Origin of the sequence: Ekhidna sp. (assembly GCF_965212185.1) — a bacterium.
Lineage (GTDB): Bacteria > Bacteroidota > Bacteroidia > Cytophagales > Cyclobacteriaceae > Ekhidna.
Genome location: NZ_OZ243102.1, coordinates 489,698 through 507,756, shown reverse-complemented (window position 1 = coordinate 507,756; position 18,059 = coordinate 489,698). Strand labels below are relative to the sequence as shown.

Genomic DNA, 18,059 nt, shown 5'->3' with positions numbered 1-18,059 from the left:
CTCTGCCTCCTAATATTCCAGGAAATAAGCCGAATGATTGTAAGATACCTCATAAACCGACCGATTGCAGTCACAGCCATATTTCTGTCCGTATTATCCATCGGCATATATGGATGGTTTAAAATTCCTGTTAGTTTACTCCCTAATGTAGATCCTCCTGAAATATCTATCGAAGTAAGGAAGAGTGGCTTCTCTCCTGAACTCTTAGAACGTGTGATTTTATCACCTATTCGCCAAGGAGTAACTGGTGCTTATGGCTTAAAGAATATTGAGAGTCAAGCTACTCAAGGATTTGGCAAAATAGAACTTACCTATGAATACGGAACCAATATGGATCTCTCGTTGATAGAGGTGAATGAAAAAATTGATCGACTTATTTCAGTTTTGCCAAAAGATCTGGATCGTCCAATAGTAAAAAAAAATAAGCCTACTGATATTCCTATCATGCGCTTACATATTTCTTCGAACATTCAATCAATTGGAGAGCTATCACAACTTGTAAAGTTTGAAATAACTAAACGCCTAGAACAAATCCCTGGAATAGCTAAAGTGGAGACCAGCGGAAATGTTACAAAATCTATAAAATTGACCCCAATCTATAATAGGATCATTGCAGCAGGTTTGAGCATTAATGAAATTGGGACACTTATTAATCAGGCTAATCTACCCTTGAATCAGGTGCTCATTCGAGATGGTAATTATGAATATCTCATACAAATTGAAAACCTTATTAAGGATGTTCATTCACTGAAAAATCTTAAAGTAAAAGCTGGAAATAGTGATCAGCAAATAGCTCTGGGTAAATTATTTAAAATTGAAGACTCATATCTCAACCCTTTAAACCAGCACATTTATAATGGTAAAAAAGGGATCGTAATTGCCATTTATCATCAACCGGATGCTGATTTATTCATGCTTGAAAAAGAAATTCAATCAACACTAAATCGGTTCGATCAAGATTTTCAAACCGTTGATTTTAGTACATCGCAGAATCAGGTTAATCTTTTAAAGGACAATATCAATCAATTATACATCACCTCCGGACTTGCTGCATTTTTTGCTTTTTTAGTCTTCTTTATTTCTACCCATAATAGACGTATTCCTCTTATCCTGGGTATTATTATTCCTTCATCAATACTAATCTCCATTGGTGTACTTTGGACCATTGGTCTGACGCTAAACATCATAACCCTTAGTGGTTTCATTTTAGGTATAGGACTCTTAGTGGATAATGTGATCATTTTAATAGAGGAAATCAATCAAAATAGATCGAGTGGATTGAGTGTAAAAGATGCTTGTATTCAAAGTGCTATTAGCATTTTTCCTGCATTATTAAGCTCCACATTAACTACGATTTGTGTGTTTATCCCACTAATTGCTATTGGAGGAATAGCGAGTGCATTATTTAAAGAACAGGCATTCGCATTGATAATCATTTTAGGAGTATCCATTGTTTTAACATTTATACTAATTCCGACCTATTATAATCTATGGATTAATAAAGATGTGAGGGATGTAAAATGGATAACCAAGATTAGAGAGGTCACTCATAATTCGTCTCTGAAAAGGATAATACCAATACTAGTTATTTTCATTTTGCTTGGGGTTTTCTCATTATCTCAACTAAAGATGGATAATTTACCGGAATACAGCACATCAAATTTTAATCTGAAAATAGTTTGGAATGAACCTATTTCACTTCAGGAAAATGTCTCGAGGGCTACCTCGCTTTTACCCGAAATACCGGATTCCTTTATATCCTTAGATTTTGGTATTTCTGGCATCTCTCAAAACGAAATCAATTTTTTTGATGAGGTGAATTACTACATCCAATCAAACAGCAACATTTATCAGATCAAAAAGAATCTCTATCAAGAAGCTATTCTCCAATATCCTGATGCTACTATATCAGTTGGAAAAGCAATAAATCCTTTTGAAATGATTTTCTATTCAGACATACCCGATGCTGAGGCTCGCATTAGAAAGGTTGATGAAAGCTTTTTTAATAGAGAAGATATTAGCGAAATAGATTCAACGTTTTTGTCCGGAAGGCTTCAAGTAGACTTTAATAATACATACAAAATAATCTTTGATGATGAGAGGATTAGAAATTCGTCTTTATCCTACGATAATCTCACCGAAAATCTAAAAACTCTAACAGATGAAAGTCAAGTGACTACACTAAAGAATCCTGATCAAAGCATTCCTATTATAATTGGCTCCAATTCTTCTACATTATTTATTAAGGTTGACAGTGGATTTTATGACCTTTCTAGTTTTTATGATGTAAAGGATACCGTTGAGTTAAGGTCTATAAAAGCTGACCTCAGTGGGCCATTTATCTCTTATGTTACAGATAACATGCCCGACGCTCAATCTTTCGGGAAACATGTTTCAAGGTCGCATGGTTGGATTTATGATATAACTGGAAGTTTAGTTGAAAATTCCAAAAACAACAGAAACCTAGCATTCGCCGGCATTCTTAGTTTGATACTACTATATCTAATACTTGTCGCTCAATTTGAATCTTTTAAACAACCCATTATCATTTTCTCCATTGCGCCATTAGCAATGCTCGGTGGTATGATTGCTTTATACATTGCAAACGCAACGATCAATATCATGTCAATTATTGGAATGATTGTGATGTTGGGCATCATAGTCAATGATAGCATTTTAAAAATTGATGCAATTAACAGAAATATAAAAGCTGGCCTTAGTAAGATCGAGGCAATTAGAAAGGCTAAAAATGAAAGATTCAAGCCGATACTCATGACAAGCTTATCAACAATATTAGCCTTGATTCCTGTTTTACTATCGAATGAAATTGCTTCAGAATTACAAAAACCTCTTGCATCTGTTGTGATTGGAGGATTGGTCGTGGGTACATGGTCATCGATTTATCTTTTACCAATGATCTATAAAAAGTATAGTTGATAAGACCTGTTCTTAAATGTATTTCTGGAACTCCTACCCTTTCATTCGTTTTTCACTCGTACTAATTCTCGGCATTGTTTGTTTCGATGCTTTTCCTGCGATTTGGGTTAATGATGGATATGTATTGCTGGCAGGATTTATCACACTCAGTTTATTCGTTTTAATCTCTGAAAAATTTAGCTTTTATCAATTCAGACATCTCAATGGCATTCTTGCGCTCTTTTTAATATTCATCATTGGAGGTACTGTAACCAAATACAAATATCACGATCACAATGAAAATCATTACTTAAATAATAGCCAAGATAACAGCGGTTTTATTGGAACTGTAATAAGCCCTAAAAATGAACGGACCAATCATTTTAGATATGATCTGGAACTTGAAGCAATCGTAAATGATGAAAAAAATTACGTCCCAATTACTGGGACAATTCATATTTATATAAGAAAGGATTCATTAAATCAACCGATCAGATATGGAGATAAACTTGCAGTCCATGGCCGATTTTATCCAGTCCCAGGTCCAGACAACCCAAATGAATTTAACTACAGAAAATACCTTGAACAGCAGAATATTTATGCTCATTCATTTGTTAAAGAGCAGGACGTAAAAATCGTTTCTCATGGTACTCCAAACATTTTCTTAAGTTGGGCTTTTCGGTTGAGAGCCAGCTCTGCTTCCATAATTGACAAAAACATTAAGGCTAAAAGAGAAAGAGGAATTGCAAAGGCATTACTCATCGGAATTAAAGATCATCTCGATAACGACATAAAGAAGGCCTATTCATCCGCAGGAGCAATGCATGTTCTTGCAGTTTCAGGACTTCACGTTGGTATTATCTTTCTGCTGATACAACTGCTATTCGGTAGGCTGAGAAATATTGGCAGATCAGGAAAATATGGATTCGCATTCATTAGTGTCATTACTATATGGCTGTATGCATGTATGGCTGGTCTTAGTCCTTCTGTACTTCGGGCAGCAACAATGTTTTCGTTCATTTCACTAGGTCAAATTGCCACTCGTGAGGGTAATATTTACAACACCCTGGGATTTGCTGCATTTGTGTTGCTTCTCATAAATCCGTATTTAATATACTCAGTCGGATTTCAATTATCGTTTGCAGCAGTAATAGGAATCGTTTACTTACAGCCAAAATTTTATCAACTTTTAAATTTCAAATCATGGCTACTCGATAAGGCCTGGGCCATTACTTGTGTATCAATTGCCGCTCAACTTGCAACTTTTCCTCTTGCTGCTTATTACTTCCATCAATTTCCTACCTACTTCCTGGCATCAAATCTTATAGTAATCCCTTCATCATTTTTAATGCTAATTGGAGGGATTGGTATGATTATAATCGACCCTATTTTTCCAATTGTAGGAGAATTAATCGGACAAGGTCTTGAATCATTTATTTGGTTTATAAATGAAATTATAAGCTATGTACATGTTTTACCAAATAGTCTCATTGAATGGATATACTTGGATAAACACGGGTTGATCCTTACCTATCTCATTGTAATTACACTTTTTGCTGGGCTTCATTATAGGTCATTCAAAACCTTAGTTATTTCAAGTTTCCTTGGCCTGCTATTTATTTTTTCCATTAACATATCACATGGATCTCAAGCAAAAAGACATGAGCTATTGTTTTATGAAATCAGCGATAAGACGGCCATTGATTATATCAATGGTCATTCATCAGAACTTTACATTGACCTTGAGACCAATGATGACCTTGAATTACTTTCTTTTCAAATTGATCCACACAGATTAGCCTCTCACCTTAGACCTATTGAGGAAACACTGATTAATACAGATTCTGCATTTATAAAAAATGATGCAATTAGAACTGGCGTAATTGCTAATAAAAGAATCCTAATATTCGACTCTACTACTTTTCATTTGGATTTTACAAAAAAAATGGAATCAGACCTTATCATCATTGAAAATCAATCTGTTAAAAGTCTAAATTGGCTTTCAGATTCTTTTGATTTTGAGATGGTGATTATTGGGAATCGTAATTCAGGTTATTATTCTAAAAAGATTAAATCTCAGGCAGAAGCGCTTGGGTTGCGAATTCATAGCCTAAAGGAGGATGGGGCTTTACGTATTCCAATAGGCATAAAAAAAGAGCGGACACTCCTGCCCGCTCTGTTCACCACCAATCCCGACTAGCATCGGGAAAAAACTTACTACCGCCTAGTAGTATCACAAATGTATATACATATAGGTTTCCACCAAAACTAATTTTCCAAAAAAGAATACTTTATAGGTTCCATTTCACAATTGCGCCTGCAAATGTCAGCCCCCCGCCAAATCCAATCATCAAAACGGTATCTCCCTTCTTTATACCTCCATTGCTCATAGACTTTGATATTGCAAGAGGAATGGATGCAGAAGATGTATTTCCAAACTCCGTAACACTCTCAGGAACCTGCTCCATAGGATAGTCTAAATTCTTTATTATCGCCTCAATAATTCGAAGATTGGCACTATGAGGGACGATATAATCGATATCGTCTAATGTCATTCCTGCCTTTGCTACAAGCTCTTTGATTTTGATTGGAATGTTTCCTACCGCCCATTTAAACACTGATCGTCCATTTTGAACAATTTTCCCATGGGGATTTATACCTACCCCATTAATGCTATTCTTTTTATGACTTAAATAGAGATCATGTCCCAAATCACCATTGGTTCCGGAATTAAACGCAACAAAATGCTCATCTTCACCTGGTTCCACCAAAACTGCACCCGCTGCGTCTCCAAAAAGTATACAAGAAGTTCGATCTGACAAGTCCATGATCTTGGTTAGTGTCTCTGCTCCTATCACTAAGACCTTCTTGTACACGCCTGCATTTACAAATCCATGTGCCATTTGTAAGCCATAGACAAAACCTGCACATGCAGCATAAATATCATTACATCCGGTACTTTGGATGCCTAGCTTATATTGGACGCGAGATGCAGCATTAGGCATTGGTTGATCCGGAGAAGTCGTGCATACGACGATAAAGTCAACATCCGAAATATCTTTTCCGCTTCTTTCTACTAGGTTTTGTACTGCCTTAACTGCCAGGTCACTGGTATATTCACCATCCTTTGAAAATCTGCGGGTTTTTATTCCAGTTCGTGAAATAATCCACTCGTCATTCGTATCGATAAACTCCTCGAAGTAATGGTTATCTACGACTTTTTCTGGCACATAAGTACCAAATGCTGTGATTTGTGACATATTAAATATTGGGGAATTTTGTTTTGAAAAAGATTAATCTTTTAGGAATGCTATCTATTTCAAAAGCAAGTTGAAGCAGGATATTGTTTTTTCCAAAGAAGCTAGTTGTTTTCTTTCATCAATTTCTCAACTTCCTGCAATTCATCCCTTAAGCGAGCTGCTTCCATAAAGTCCAGATCTTTGGCAGCTTTTTCCATTTTCTTCCTTGTTTCATCCGCTAGCTTCTTCAGCTGATCTTTGGACATATAAGCCACAACAGGATCCGCGGCGAGCGTATGTTCCTCTTCAATGTAGTATTTCTTCGCTCCTTTCTTCTTGTCTGCTACGCCAGTCTGACGTAAGATTTCTTCTTTGTTCTTTTTTAGAGAAATCGGTGTTATGCCATGCTTCTCATTATATTCTGTCTGGATACTCCTTCTCCGATTGGTTTCATCGATAGCCATTTTCATAGAACCAGTGACCTTATCTGCATACATAATCACTTTACCGCGATCATTTCTAGCTGCTCTTCCAATTGTCTGAACAAGGGAACGTTCATTCCTTAAGTAGCCTTCTTTGTCAGCATCCAGTATGGCAACCAAAGAAACTTCCGGAAGGTCAAGGCCTTCCCTCAATAAGTTTACTCCAACCAACACATCAAAAATTCCTAACCGAAGTTCTCTTAAAATTTCTACTCTATCCAGCGTATCTACTTCGGAGTGAATGTATCGTGTCTTTACGCCTGCATTTAGCAAGTATTTCGTTAACTCCTCTGCCATGCGTTTGGTCAGTGTTGTGACCAAGATACGATCTTCCATATCGATACGCTTATGAATTTCCTCTAGAAGGTCATCAATTTGATTCAGACTGGGTCTTACTTCAATGACTGGGTCTAATAATCCAGTCGGTCGTATTAGTTGCTCGATTATGACTCCTTCAGATTTTCTTAATTCATATTCGGCCGGGGTAGCACTCACAAATACAACCTGATTGAGCATATCCTCAAATTCATTGAAAGTCAATGGACGATTATCCATAGCTGATGGCAATCGGAATCCATAGTCCACCAGGTTGACTTTCCTGGCTCGATCTCCTCCCCACATTCCTCTCACCTGTGGAACAGTCACGTGACTTTCATCAATAACCATCAGGAAATCATCCGGAAAATAATCAAGTAAACAGAACGGTCGGCTTCCAGGATTTCTTCTGTCAAAATATCTTGAATAATTCTCTACACCCGAACAGTAACCTATCTCCCGTATCATTTCAAGATCAAATTCTGTTCGCTCTTTTAATCTCTTCGCTTCTAGAAATCTTCGCTCATCTTCGAAAAACTGAACCTGCTCCACCATATCATCCTGTATTTCCTTAATGGCAACCTGGAGCTGATCTTTTGCTGTTACAAATAGGTTGGCTGGAAAAATGGTTACTAATCGTTCATCAGATTGTTTTTCTCCGGTAATAGGATCAATCCTCTGAATGGATTCTATTTCATCTCCCCAAAAAATGAATCGATAAGCAAAGTCAGCATATGCGACAAACACGTCTACAGTATCTCCTTTGACTCTGAATGTCCCTCGCTTAAATTCAGCTTCAGTCCTACTGTATAGAATATCTACTAAATCAAAAAGAAATTGGTTTCTTGCAATAACATCCCCTTCCTGAAGACGGATGACATTTTTACCGAATTCCTCTGGGTTGCCAATACCATATATACACGAGACAGATGCTACCACAATCACATCTCTTCTGCCTGATAGTAATGCCGAAGTAGCACTTAATCTCAACTTTTCAATCTCATCATTGATTGAAAGATCCTTTTCTATGTAAATGTTGCTTGTTGGTATGTAAGCCTCCGGCTGATAGTAATCGTAGTATGAAATAAAGTATTCAACCGCATTATCAGGAAAGAACCTCTTAAATTCTCCATACAACTGTGCAGCTAATGTCTTATTATGACTAAGAACCAATGTTGGTCGTTGTACCTGTTCGACAACATTCGCAACTGTAAAGGTCTTACCTGATCCAGTTACTCCGAGAAGCGTTTGGGCCGCTTCGCCAGCATTTACACCTTCTACAAGCTGCCTGATGGCTTCAGGTTGATCTCCTGTCGGACTATATTCTGAAACAAGTTTAAAACCCATCAGCTATTCCAGATTTCCCATGATTGCTCAGCCTGTAATTCTAGCATCTCAAAACCATTTTTTATCCGCGCACCATGTTTTTTACCACGTCTCAAAAATTCAGTTTCTTCAGGATTATAGATTAGGTCAAACATATATGTCTCCCCATTGATATTCTTGTAAGGTAAGTCAGGAAACGATTCTACGTTTGGAAACATACCAAGGGGAGTGGTGTTAATGATCAACTTAAATCTTTCAATAATTTCAGGATGGGCTTTTAATTGATCGTAGGTGTAATCACCTCCAGTTGCTTTCCTGCTTACCATATTGAATGGAATATTTAAATCAGTCAAACCAGCTTGCACCGCTTTTGAAGAACCTCCGGATCCCAGAATTAAAGCCTCTCCATTAAAGTCCCCAATCCATGAGTTAAGTGACTTTCTAAAGGCCATGTAGTCAGTATTATAACCAATCAGCTTTCCCTTCTTGCGATAGATAACATTAGCAGCTCCTACTTTAATCGAACTTGTATCCTGCCTGTCGAGATACTTAAGAACATTCTCCTTATGCGGTACTGTAACATTAGTTCCAACTAAATCCTGAAACCTCATCCAAAGTGCTGGAAACTCATTCAGGTATTCCATTTCAAACAGATCATATACATGATCTTCTAATCCCAGTTTACTAAACTTCTTTTGAAAGAAACCCTGAGAGTAACTATGGCCCACAGGAAAACCTATTAATCCAAATCTCTTCATGCCGAAATAAAGTTAATCACTGATCAATAAAGCTAGGTGCGATTCGATGATTTACGTTCCATGACATACACTATCAGAAATCCTAATAGGATTAGTAGCAAAGCATAAAAAAAATCTGTCCCAATTGAAGGAAGATTCCACTCATAGCCTACTGCCTTAATTTTTCCATCAAACTCTTCTGATATTGTGGTCTTCCAGGGCCATATAATTAGTAAAGAACCTGCAACAAATCCGACTAGAATTGAAATAGTCTCATTTTTGAATTGTTCAAACAGATATGAAAGTAAACGTGACAACAGGATTAAACCTATAACACAACCCAGGGCTACAGGCAATAGGATAGCAATATCTAGACTACTGATAGCTCTTAAAACAAGCACATAATTCCCCATCAACAGCAAAATATATGACCCAGACAATCCCGGAAGAATCATACTACAAACAGCCACAACACCACATAACATTAGATATAAGAAAGAATCATTTGGCTGAGTTGGCGGGAGAAATGCAATTCCAATTGCGATGGCACATCCTATTATAAATGTAATTATGACGCCCGATGAAACTTTGCTGATCTGACGAGCAACAGCTAAAACAGATGCAATGATCAACCCAAAGAAAAACGACAAAGTAAGGACTTCATATCTCTCAAAAGCAATCTCTAAAAGTTTGGCCAGACTAAGAATACTTACAAAAACACCAGCAAAAAGAACGACCAGAAATGTCAAGTCAATTTTAATAGCCAGATCTTTAATCTTGCCTCCAAAAAGCAATTTAATTGCCTCAAGGTCTATGTTTTTTAAAGCATAAATTAGGCGTTCGTAAATCCCTGTAATAAATGCAACAGTCCCTCCAGACACTCCTGGGATAACATTAGCCGCTCCCATTGCCATTCCTTTTAGAAATAGTTTTAACTTGATCATAGCGCGAACTTAGTCTATGCTAAAGTTTTAGTATCAATCGAAGAAAATAAAAAAGCAAATTAGGGGTACTCAAAAAAAACAGACTCTAACTAATAAAATAACTTGCAATGAAAAGTATCACCATAACTCTATCGCTGCTCGTATCAAGCATTGTTTATTCACAAACAATTGATACTGATTTTTCGACCAATAAAAAGAAAGCAATCAAAATTGAATTCTTCTCACCATTAACTGGAAATACCACTTTCGGGTATGAAAGCTATATTAAAGACTGGCTTTCGTGGGAGGCCAAGATTGGGGTAATAGGAATGAGCTTAGGAAGCGCATCAGAATTCCACCAATCGGGTATCCTTATCAAAGGTGGCCCAAAGTTTAAATTGAATCCGGATTTTGTAACAGATGGTATGAAAGGCGCACACCTTTTGGGTGGTAAATACATCAAACCGGAAATTGTATTCTCTCAATACACTGAAGATGTGGATGAATATTTTGGGAATAGTTTCGAAACTCAAAGAAAAAGCTTCACCTCAGTAGCTTTCTTGATCAATTATGGTCGACAGTACATTCTAGCCAACGTCATGACGGTCGACTATCACATCGGTATTGGATACGGTTATGATTCCTCTAAAGATGGCAAGTATAATTATAGCCATAGCAATGGAGGAACAGATTTCCCAATTGCAATCAGTGCAGGATTTACAGTGGGTGTACTTCTTAAATAATCTAAAGAAAATAACTAAAAGTATCGCCTCTTAACCCTAGCCGAATTGTTTCAAGCGGGATGACTTCATTAGGGGCGATATTTCCAAGGTTTACATTCGTGCCGCAAAGTTTGATAAACCAGACTTGTTGTGCTTTTTGAGGCGCTTCCCAAATGATCTTATCTTTTGGTATCTGAGTTAGAATTTCTTCTACTAAACCTTGTCTAACTTCTCCAGAATCCCTAAAAAGTCCTACATTTCCTCCCTCCCTTGCTTCACCAATAACTTTCCAAGCACCTGCTTCAAGCTCAGTTTCCATCTGCTCAATCCACTTATATGGAGGAATAATTTTGGCAGCATCCTTTGACCCTACTTCACTTAATACGGTCACTTGTTTTGCCAGGGTAGTAATGTAATCACACTTTTTATCATGATCCATCTCTATTGAACCATCTGAAACCTCAGCATATTCAAGTCCAAACTCATCTAGCACACGCTGATAATCTTCAAACTGATCTCTTACTACAAATGCCTCAAACAATGTACCTCCAAAATAGGTGGGTATGCCGGCAGTTTGGTACAAGGCAATCTTTTCTTTCAGCTTTGGATAAACGAAAGATGTGCCCCATCCAAACTTTATTATGTCAATGTATTCTCCGCTTGATTCAATCAGGTCCTCAGCTTCTCTCAGACTTAGGCCCTTATCCATGACCATTGTAAATCCTTCTGTTCGCGGTTTCTGAGTTCTCTCAGGTAGGTTGTTTAGGTTGTAATTCATGAAAAGAGTTTGGTGCATATTGAAATGAAGCCCCAAAAATCACAAATATTCCCCGAACCATCAAAGATTATTTATTGTCCTTCCTGAATTGATCTATAATTCTATATAAAGCTTTTTGTGTTGGTAGGTTTGGGAAGAAATCAAATAGTACCTCATGACCATCAAAATCCAGCATTAGAGCAGTTTCTAATCTATTAATTGCATTTTTATAACTCCCCGAGCTAATCAGATAAACTACACCACGGTAGTACATTTCTGCGTTATCCGGGCATTCATCCAATCCTTGTTCTAAAATTGAAATGGCCTCCTCGAAATCTCCTTGTTCATAATATACCATGGACCAATCCAACCATATACTTGGATTTTCAGAATCCATTTCAGATGATTCGCGATACGCATCAATAGCTGAAACAAGATTTCCGGTTTTATACTCAGCATCTGCCACAGCTTTCCAATAATGTGCGTTTTCTGAATCTAATTTTAAGGCCTTGTTCAAAAAATGTATTGCTTCATACCATTTATCCTGAAGAGCCAGACAAACGCCTACACCGTACCATGCTTCATGATACATTTGATCTAATTTGGTAGCTTTCTGATAGTATTTGATGGCATACTCCATCTGTTGTAATTTTTCATAAGCAGCACCAATATGGCAATAGGTTTCTGGAGAGGCACCTTCTTGATCATGAGTCTTCAAGTATGCCGCGAGCGCTTGATCATACTTTTCAGAATTCATTAGAGCATTACCCATGTTGAACCATGCACTACTAAAATCATCATCAATTGCTGTCGCATATTCGTATGCATCCACAGCCTCATCAAATTTTCCAAGTTTATTGTAGACGATTCCAAGATTGTACCATGCATATTCTGAATAAGGATCCTGGTCGATAAATTTTTGATAGTATGAAAGACTACTCTCTAATTCCCCTGAAACGTCAAGGCAATAGGCAAGTTCATAGAGAGCATTTTCATTGTGCATATTTGTCTCAATAGCCAGCTTGTATTGCTCAGCTGCTTCTTTATACTTACCAAGTCCCTGGTAGGCCATACCGATGCTAAAGTATACTTCATCCTTTTCTTCAACATTCATCAATGCACCTTCGTATGCTAGAATGGCATTATCAAATTCTGAAAGCAGGCAATGAATAGCGCCTTTTTGTAAAAGAAGTTCAGGATCATTGGGTTGAATATTTAAGGTCTCCTCTAATAAATCTATTGCCTCGTCAGACCTTTCCATTTTTACTAAAACATCAGACTTTTCAATGGTAAGATCTACAGAATAAGAAAATTGTTCCAGCGCGATATCAGCAGCCTTTAAAGCTTGCTTTAATTTATTGTTCACACTGTAGTAGCAAATGATCTGAACCATTGCTTCCTCATCAAAAAAATGATTTTCTCTGTTTTTAAGGAAAGCTTCAAACTTTCTAATCAACTCTCTCTCTTCCTTACGCTTATGTTCTTCTGCCATGTTAAAACGTTAAAATGCGGTAATAATTGATAAAAGGAATTTACTTGAAAATGTATTGAAAATTCTTAAAACAAGGCTTAAAAAGTTTTCCACACCCTCATAAAAGTTCATGATTTTTGACTTGCTCTTTTGATAATGCTTTCTGAATAACCTTACTCTTCAATCCCTTTTTGAACGCATCAAGATGTTTTGAATGATGAAGATCAGAACCCACAAAATCAATCATCTCTTGTTTTAAAAGCATCGATCCCATTTTGTTCGGAGCAGAACCATAATACCCTCCTATCGAACCTATAGTCAATTGCAACAACACATTCCTCTTTTTTAGTTCAATAAGCCATTCCAAACTTCCTTCTAAAAACTGATATCTTTCAGGATGTGCCAAGACTGGCTTGTAACCTTTTGACTGAAGATCAAATAGCACATTCTCAAAGTTCATGGGTTTATTTTGAAAAGGTGCCTCTACCAAAACGTAATTATCACCAAATGATAGAATAGGGTCATCTTTTAGAATACTTTCATGAAAACTTTCATCTACATAATATTCAGCGGCTACTTCAATCATTATATTAAGTTCACTATTAGACACTGTATCAATAAGAACTTTTGATTTTTCATTTATTAATTCGGGTGTATTTGGATATCTTGGGTGGATATGTGGAGTTGTGATGATTTTCTTCACCCCTAAAGATTCAAGGGTTTTTATCAAATTTAGACTTTGGCTAATTGTCTGTGTTCCGTCATCAATACCAGGTATCAAATGAGAATGCAGATCAACTAAAAGCAGACGCTGTTCCTTTTTTGTAAAAAAGGACATCAAAAGAAATTTTTAATACTTGAAGCAACCTTTTTCCTATTGGAAATCTCCTCAGTATAGTAGCCATAACCATAGCCATAACCATAACCATAGCCGGGTGTAGAGTCAATGGAGTTAAGTATTGTATTCATTTTAGAGAACTGTCCCGTTGCCTTCAGATCATTGAGGACCTTTATGAAGCTTCTTTTCGAATAATCAGCCCTAACAATATATAATTGAAGATCGCAGTATTTCATCACCAGTCTACCGTCTGTTACTAAACCAACAGGGGGTGTGTCAAGCAAAACGATATCAAACTTCTTTCTAAGATCTGAAATCATCTTGTCAAACTCTTTTTGAAGCAATAACTCTGAAGGATTTGGCGGGGTAGGACCAGCAGAGATAAAAAACAAACCATCTATAGGTGTTTTTTGTACAGCATCTTTAACCAAGCTCTTTCCAGACAATATGGTGCTAACCCCGTTATTAGTGGCTTTACTTCCAAAAGCCAAATGGACTTTAGGTTTTCGCATATCAATATCTACAACACACACCTTTTGTCCAGTCATTGCCATTATTGCCCCAAGATTTGACGCAACAAAGGTTTTCCCCTCACCGGAAATAGTAGAAGTTATACTGATGGTTGTAGATTCCTCGCTTTTATGGATAAAATCCATATTGGTTCGTATGGTTCGAAGCGCTTCACTTAATGAACTTTTAGAATCCTTTTTTACAACAAGTGAGGTTTGATTAAGATTCTCTTTTTTGAAGTGAGGTATTGCACCTAAAACAGGCACATTGACTAGTCTTTCCAGTTCCCTTACACCTGCTACTTTATTGTGAGCAAGGTATCTGATTAAGAGGTATACAATACTTAAAACTATTCCAATCATGAAACCTGCTCCTATTATAAGGGCTTTCTGAGGTTCTACTGGTGTGCGTGGTAAAGAAGCAGGGGATAGAACCACATTTTTAGTAACAGTACCAGCTCTGGTAATTTCCAACTCCATTTTGGACGTCTGAAGTTGAAGCATGAAATTTTCCTGCAAATCATAAACCCTTCGATTTTTACCATATTCTGTTCCCATGGATGGCATTTGAGATAAATTACTCTCAAGTATGTTTCTTCTTCTATCAATTTGAATCAACTGATCCTCCAGAGCTTCATCATACGATATCACAAGGTCTGTTAATTCTTCTTTTAACTTTTCTAACTGCAAATCAATTTGCTCAATCACATAAGAAGTTTCATTATAGGATCCGAGTTTAAGTTCCCTTTGTTGTTGAAGATCAGAATATTCTATAATTGATGATCCCAATGAATTTGGTAAGCCATCTATCAATAGTGGATTTACTGAAATCGCTCCTTTTTCGCTTACCTGACGCTGTATCAAGTTTAGGTCGTTGAGATTTCTCCTAAGATTGTATCTCTGTGAATCGAGTATTGAGAGTTGTTCAATAGTCCTATTTAAATCCTTCCCAAGATTAGTAGTTCTATTTTCGATTGTAAACTGCTCGAAATAATCTTCATACTCAGACAACTTCGTTTCAGTACTTTCAATTTGCCTATCCAAAAAATTAATTTTTTGCTCTATTGCTGCGTTTTTAACTTCTTTGGTATACTCCAGGTATAGTGAATCTATTAGGTCAACTAAATTTCTAGCCTTATATCTATTGTGATCAGAATAAGTGATTTTAATAGTTTGTGCGTTAAAATTTTCAGGTAAAACCTGAAGATTATTTTGAAGTGTTTTTACTTGATTCTCTTTACTACTTACTATAAAGAAATATATATTATCATCGCCTGATCTAGCATGCTCGGTTCTTTCAATTAAGAAATTGAAATTTGTTGTTTTGATATCATCACCAAAATTATAAGTCTCTTTAACTTCCTGCCCATTCAAAAAATAGGATAGCTCGAATGAGTCTTCAGCACCAAAACTCAAATTAAAGGGAATGTCGTAAAAATTAGAATTGATGATCTTGTAAGAAACTCTAAATGGAGAATTTCTATAACGTTCATCTGTTAAATATCTACCCTGCACATGATATGAGACGTCCATTTTGGCAGCATCTGCCACTCGTGATAAAAACAGGGGTGATTTAATTAGCTCAATTTCACCAGAAATTTCATTTCTCTCCTGCGAATTAACACCCTCTACAAGACCGAGAACATTAGCTTCACTTTCGAATTCCAGCTTTACGATAGATTCGGAACTAAAAACAGGCTTAGTGTACCGAACATAGACATAAGCCAATGCTGAAGTCAACATTACAAACCCCAACATCCAAAACTTGCTTCTTTTTAAAACGTACCAAAACCTCTCTAAATCAAAAGATTCAAAAAGATCTTGTTCGTTTTCAATAGAATTTTGAGGTAAATGGTTACTCTCCATTATATATTTTGAGCTACTAAAATCAAAGTTAGAATACTTGTCACCAAACTAAGAACAGGAGTTACATCTTTTAAAGTCAGTAACCATGGTCTTCTCCATGGCTCAACGTAAATAACATCGCCTGGGATTACATTCAAATTGGATTCTCTCATTCCACTTATGGTTGAAAGATCTATCCTAAAGACATCCTTACCTCTGATTAATTTAATGTTTTGTGCTTTGTCACCCAAGTCCAATCCGCCAGCTGCAGAAAGAATCTCAATTAAGCTTGTATTTTCATTTGGGATAGGAATTACAACTCCACCTGGAGAACCCAAAACAAAAACTCTACGATTATTAATTCTTAATTTGATAAAAGAACCTTTATAGACACTATCAAATTTTTCTGCAATCGCTAGCTCTGCTTCAAAAAGAGTCATTCCCTCTAGATTCATATCCCCTATCATTGGAAATGTTACAGTGCCGTCTACTTGGATAATATACTGAAATCTATCCCTGAATTGTTGTTGCTGCTGTCCGGGATTAGCCATCATCTCCTGATTTGGATCAATTAAACGCTCACCATTATTTGTAAATACATCCAATAGTAAAGCATCATTTGGCTTAAGCATATAATTACTTTCAATCTCCTCTGTTATTGTGGATAAATCCTCTTCACTAAAATCATCGTCCAAGCGAAACATAATGTCTTGCTTATATGCTTTGCAACTGCTTAAAACGGCGATTGAGACAAGTAATATTAAACGGTTCACTGATAAGTATTTATAAATCGTAAAAATAGGAGAAATATTCTAGGCTGACTCAATGATTCGACGTATTACAGTTTCATACTTATCAATTACAATTTTTTCATCAAAAAACTCTTCGACATGAGTTCGAGAATTATTTGCCAATTGCTGCTTTTCCTTCTCATTAAGAGTAATGAACAATTTTATCTTATCAATTAAATTCTTAGGATTTTTTACCCTAAAAAGAAACCCATTATATCCATCCCGAACAACATCTCTGCAACCAGGGACATTAGACGTTAATAATGGTCGGCCCATAGCTGCTCCTTCTAGAAGAGTTCTGGGAGTACCCTCTCTATAAGATGGAAGTACCACTACATCTGAATTAGAAATTAATTCATGGATCTTATCCGAATGGTCCATATATTCAAGTACCCCGTCGCTTATCCATTTATCTAGTTCAGGTTTTTTGATTGATCGTGAGTGACCTTCGTCCAACTTTCCGACGAGCGTAAACTTGACCTCATCATGATTCTTGAAGTGGTAAGCTGCTTCCGCAAAATCTCTAACCCCTTTTTCAACAATCATTCTCGATATCATAATGAATTGAATATGTTGGTGTTTTGGAAGTGGAACCTGTTGAAATTGAGTGAGATTAATCCCAGATCCTGGTAAAATGCCCGTTCTCTTTTCTTGGATTTCAACATGAGATAGAAACAACTTCTTATCATCCTTATTTTGGAAAAAAACAAAGTCGGCTGATCTAAACGCAATTCTGTATAGTTTCATAGCCATCTTTCCGACAAACCCCTTCACCAAGAACACCGTACCAAGTCCGCTTACATTGCAGATTATTGGTATTCGATTCATTTTACATGCCAAGGATGAATAAATATTTGATTTAATCGTATAGCTTAAGACCACATCAGGCCGTTCACGATTAAATATTGATTTGATTTTAAGAAAATAACGAATATCCTCAACTGGATTAGTACCAGTTCCTTTAATTGCGGTCTCAAACCATTTTACTCCCCATTCTTGGATTTGACTTGTGTATACATCTTTGGGTGCTAATACAATGACTGAATCTCCCTTAGAGAGAAAGTATTGAACGAGTCCTTTACGAAAATTGTAGATATTCCAGCAAGTATTGGCAACAAAAGCGATCTTCACCGTAATAGTCTTTGGGATAGCAAATTTTTGTAAGCTATAGTTTATTAGCAAACTTTG

The 18,059-nt window shown here is 36.6% G+C and carries 13 protein-coding genes; 3 read left to right on the top strand and 10 right to left on the bottom strand.

Annotation, left to right across the window (positions count from 1 at the left end):
- The first annotated feature begins 33 nt into the window (after positions 1 to 33).
- Together ACOMC3_RS02245 and ACOMC3_RS02240 are read left to right on the top strand one after the other, a co-directional pair.
- The gene (locus ACOMC3_RS02245) at positions 34 to 2,937 is read left to right on the top strand and encodes an efflux RND transporter permease subunit (protein ID WP_420317899.1); all 2,904 of its coding nucleotides are present in this window, start codon (positions 34 to 36) and stop codon (positions 2,935 to 2,937) included.
- 16 nt (positions 2,938 to 2,953) lie between these two features.
- Positions 2,954 to 5,116, top strand: coding sequence for a ComEC/Rec2 family competence protein (locus ACOMC3_RS02240; RefSeq protein ID WP_420317898.1), 2,163 nt, complete (start codon positions 2,954 to 2,956; stop codon positions 5,114 to 5,116).
- A gap of 91 nt (positions 5,117 to 5,207) precedes the next feature.
- Here ACOMC3_RS02240 and ACOMC3_RS02235 read toward each other — a convergent pair whose 3' ends face one another.
- The 4 genes from ACOMC3_RS02235 to ACOMC3_RS02220 all read right to left on the bottom strand — a co-directional run bounded on the left by ACOMC3_RS02235 (position 5,208) and on the right by ACOMC3_RS02220 (position 9,959).
- Positions 5,208 to 6,176, bottom strand: a complete 969-nt coding sequence (locus ACOMC3_RS02235; RefSeq protein ID WP_420317897.1) for a ketoacyl-ACP synthase III — start codon at positions 6,174 to 6,176, stop codon at positions 5,208 to 5,210.
- A gap of 101 nt (positions 6,177 to 6,277) precedes the next feature.
- Positions 6,278 to 8,299 (bottom strand): excinuclease ABC subunit UvrB, encoded by a 2,022-nt coding sequence (uvrB, locus tag ACOMC3_RS02230; RefSeq protein WP_420317896.1) that lies wholly within the window; start codon positions 8,297 to 8,299, stop codon positions 6,278 to 6,280.
- The gene (locus ACOMC3_RS02225; RefSeq protein WP_420317895.1) at positions 8,299 to 9,036 is read right to left on the bottom strand and encodes a shikimate dehydrogenase family protein; all 738 of its coding nucleotides are present in this window, start codon (positions 9,034 to 9,036) and stop codon (positions 8,299 to 8,301) included. The genes uvrB and ACOMC3_RS02225 overlap by 1 nt, the downstream gene beginning before the upstream one ends.
- 32 nt (positions 9,037 to 9,068) lie before the next feature.
- Positions 9,069 to 9,959: a DUF368 domain-containing protein gene (locus ACOMC3_RS02220; RefSeq protein ID WP_420317894.1), complete on the bottom strand. Its 891-nt coding sequence runs from the start codon at positions 9,957 to 9,959 to the stop codon at positions 9,069 to 9,071.
- A gap of 107 nt (positions 9,960 to 10,066) precedes the next feature.
- Here ACOMC3_RS02220 and ACOMC3_RS02215 point away from each other — a divergent pair, with 107 nt between their 5' ends.
- A complete protein-coding gene (locus ACOMC3_RS02215; RefSeq protein ID WP_420317893.1) occupies positions 10,067 to 10,681 on the top strand; it encodes a hypothetical protein in 615 nt (204 codons plus the stop codon).
- Between the two features lies 1 nt (position 10,682).
- Here ACOMC3_RS02215 and ACOMC3_RS02210 read toward each other — a convergent pair whose 3' ends face one another.
- From ACOMC3_RS02210 to ACOMC3_RS02185, 6 genes are all read right to left on the bottom strand, one after another.
- Complete coding sequence (locus ACOMC3_RS02210; RefSeq protein ID WP_420317892.1) at positions 10,683 to 11,438, bottom strand: phosphosulfolactate synthase; 756 nt, start codon at positions 11,436 to 11,438, stop codon at positions 10,683 to 10,685.
- Positions 11,439 to 11,505: 67 nt separating this feature from the next.
- Positions 11,506 to 12,909 carry a tetratricopeptide repeat protein gene (locus ACOMC3_RS02205; RefSeq protein ID WP_420317891.1) on the bottom strand — a complete coding sequence of 468 codons (1,404 nt, stop codon included), beginning with the start codon at positions 12,907 to 12,909 and terminating at the stop codon, positions 11,506 to 11,508.
- A 97-nt stretch (positions 12,910 to 13,006) separates the two neighbouring features.
- Positions 13,007 to 13,726, bottom strand: coding sequence for a tyrosine-protein phosphatase (locus tag ACOMC3_RS02200; RefSeq protein ID WP_420317890.1), 720 nt, complete (start codon positions 13,724 to 13,726; stop codon positions 13,007 to 13,009).
- Positions 13,726 to 16,101, bottom strand: a complete 2,376-nt coding sequence (locus tag ACOMC3_RS02195) for a GumC family protein (protein WP_420317889.1) — start codon at positions 16,099 to 16,101, stop codon at positions 13,726 to 13,728. The genes ACOMC3_RS02200 and ACOMC3_RS02195 overlap by 1 nt, the downstream gene beginning before the upstream one ends.
- Positions 16,101 to 16,853 (bottom strand): polysaccharide biosynthesis/export family protein, encoded by a 753-nt coding sequence (locus ACOMC3_RS02190; RefSeq protein ID WP_420317888.1) that lies wholly within the window; start codon positions 16,851 to 16,853, stop codon positions 16,101 to 16,103. The genes ACOMC3_RS02195 and ACOMC3_RS02190 overlap by 1 nt, the downstream gene beginning before the upstream one ends.
- Before the next feature lie 39 nt (positions 16,854 to 16,892).
- Complete coding sequence (locus tag ACOMC3_RS02185; RefSeq protein WP_420317887.1) at positions 16,893 to 18,002, bottom strand: glycosyltransferase family 4 protein; 1,110 nt, start codon at positions 18,000 to 18,002, stop codon at positions 16,893 to 16,895.
- Positions 18,003 to 18,059: the final 57 nt, after the last annotated feature.

Excerpts from the sequence above, each read along its gene's own strand:
- ACOMC3_RS02225 (WP_420317895.1), bottom strand. The coding sequence starts at position 9,036 with ATGAAGAGATTTGGATTAATAGGTTTTCCTGTGGGCCATAGTTACTCT.
- ACOMC3_RS02235 (WP_420317897.1), bottom strand. The coding sequence starts at position 6,176 with ATGTCACAAATCACAGCATTTGGTACTTATGTGCCAGAAAAAGTCGTA.
- uvrB (WP_420317896.1), bottom strand. The coding sequence starts at position 8,299 with ATGGGTTTTAAACTTGTTTCAGAATATAGTCCGACAGGAGATCAACCT.
- ACOMC3_RS02195 (WP_420317889.1), bottom strand. The coding sequence starts at position 16,101 with ATGGAGAGTAACCATTTACCTCAAAATTCTATTGAAAACGAACAAGAT.
- ACOMC3_RS02240 (WP_420317898.1), top strand. The coding sequence starts at position 2,954 with ATGTATTTCTGGAACTCCTACCCTTTCATTCGTTTTTCACTCGTACTA.
- ACOMC3_RS02245 (WP_420317899.1), top strand. The coding sequence starts at position 34 with ATGATTGTAAGATACCTCATAAACCGACCGATTGCAGTCACAGCCATA.
- ACOMC3_RS02215 (WP_420317893.1), top strand. The coding sequence starts at position 10,067 with ATGAAAAGTATCACCATAACTCTATCGCTGCTCGTATCAAGCATTGTT.
- ACOMC3_RS02220 (WP_420317894.1), bottom strand. The coding sequence starts at position 9,959 with ATGATCAAGTTAAAACTATTTCTAAAAGGAATGGCAATGGGAGCGGCT.
- ACOMC3_RS02205 (WP_420317891.1), bottom strand. The coding sequence starts at position 12,909 with ATGGCAGAAGAACATAAGCGTAAGGAAGAGAGAGAGTTGATTAGAAAG.
- ACOMC3_RS02210 (WP_420317892.1), bottom strand. The coding sequence starts at position 11,438 with ATGAATTACAACCTAAACAACCTACCTGAGAGAACTCAGAAACCGCGA.
- ACOMC3_RS02200 (WP_420317890.1), bottom strand. The coding sequence starts at position 13,726 with ATGTCCTTTTTTACAAAAAAGGAACAGCGTCTGCTTTTAGTTGATCTG.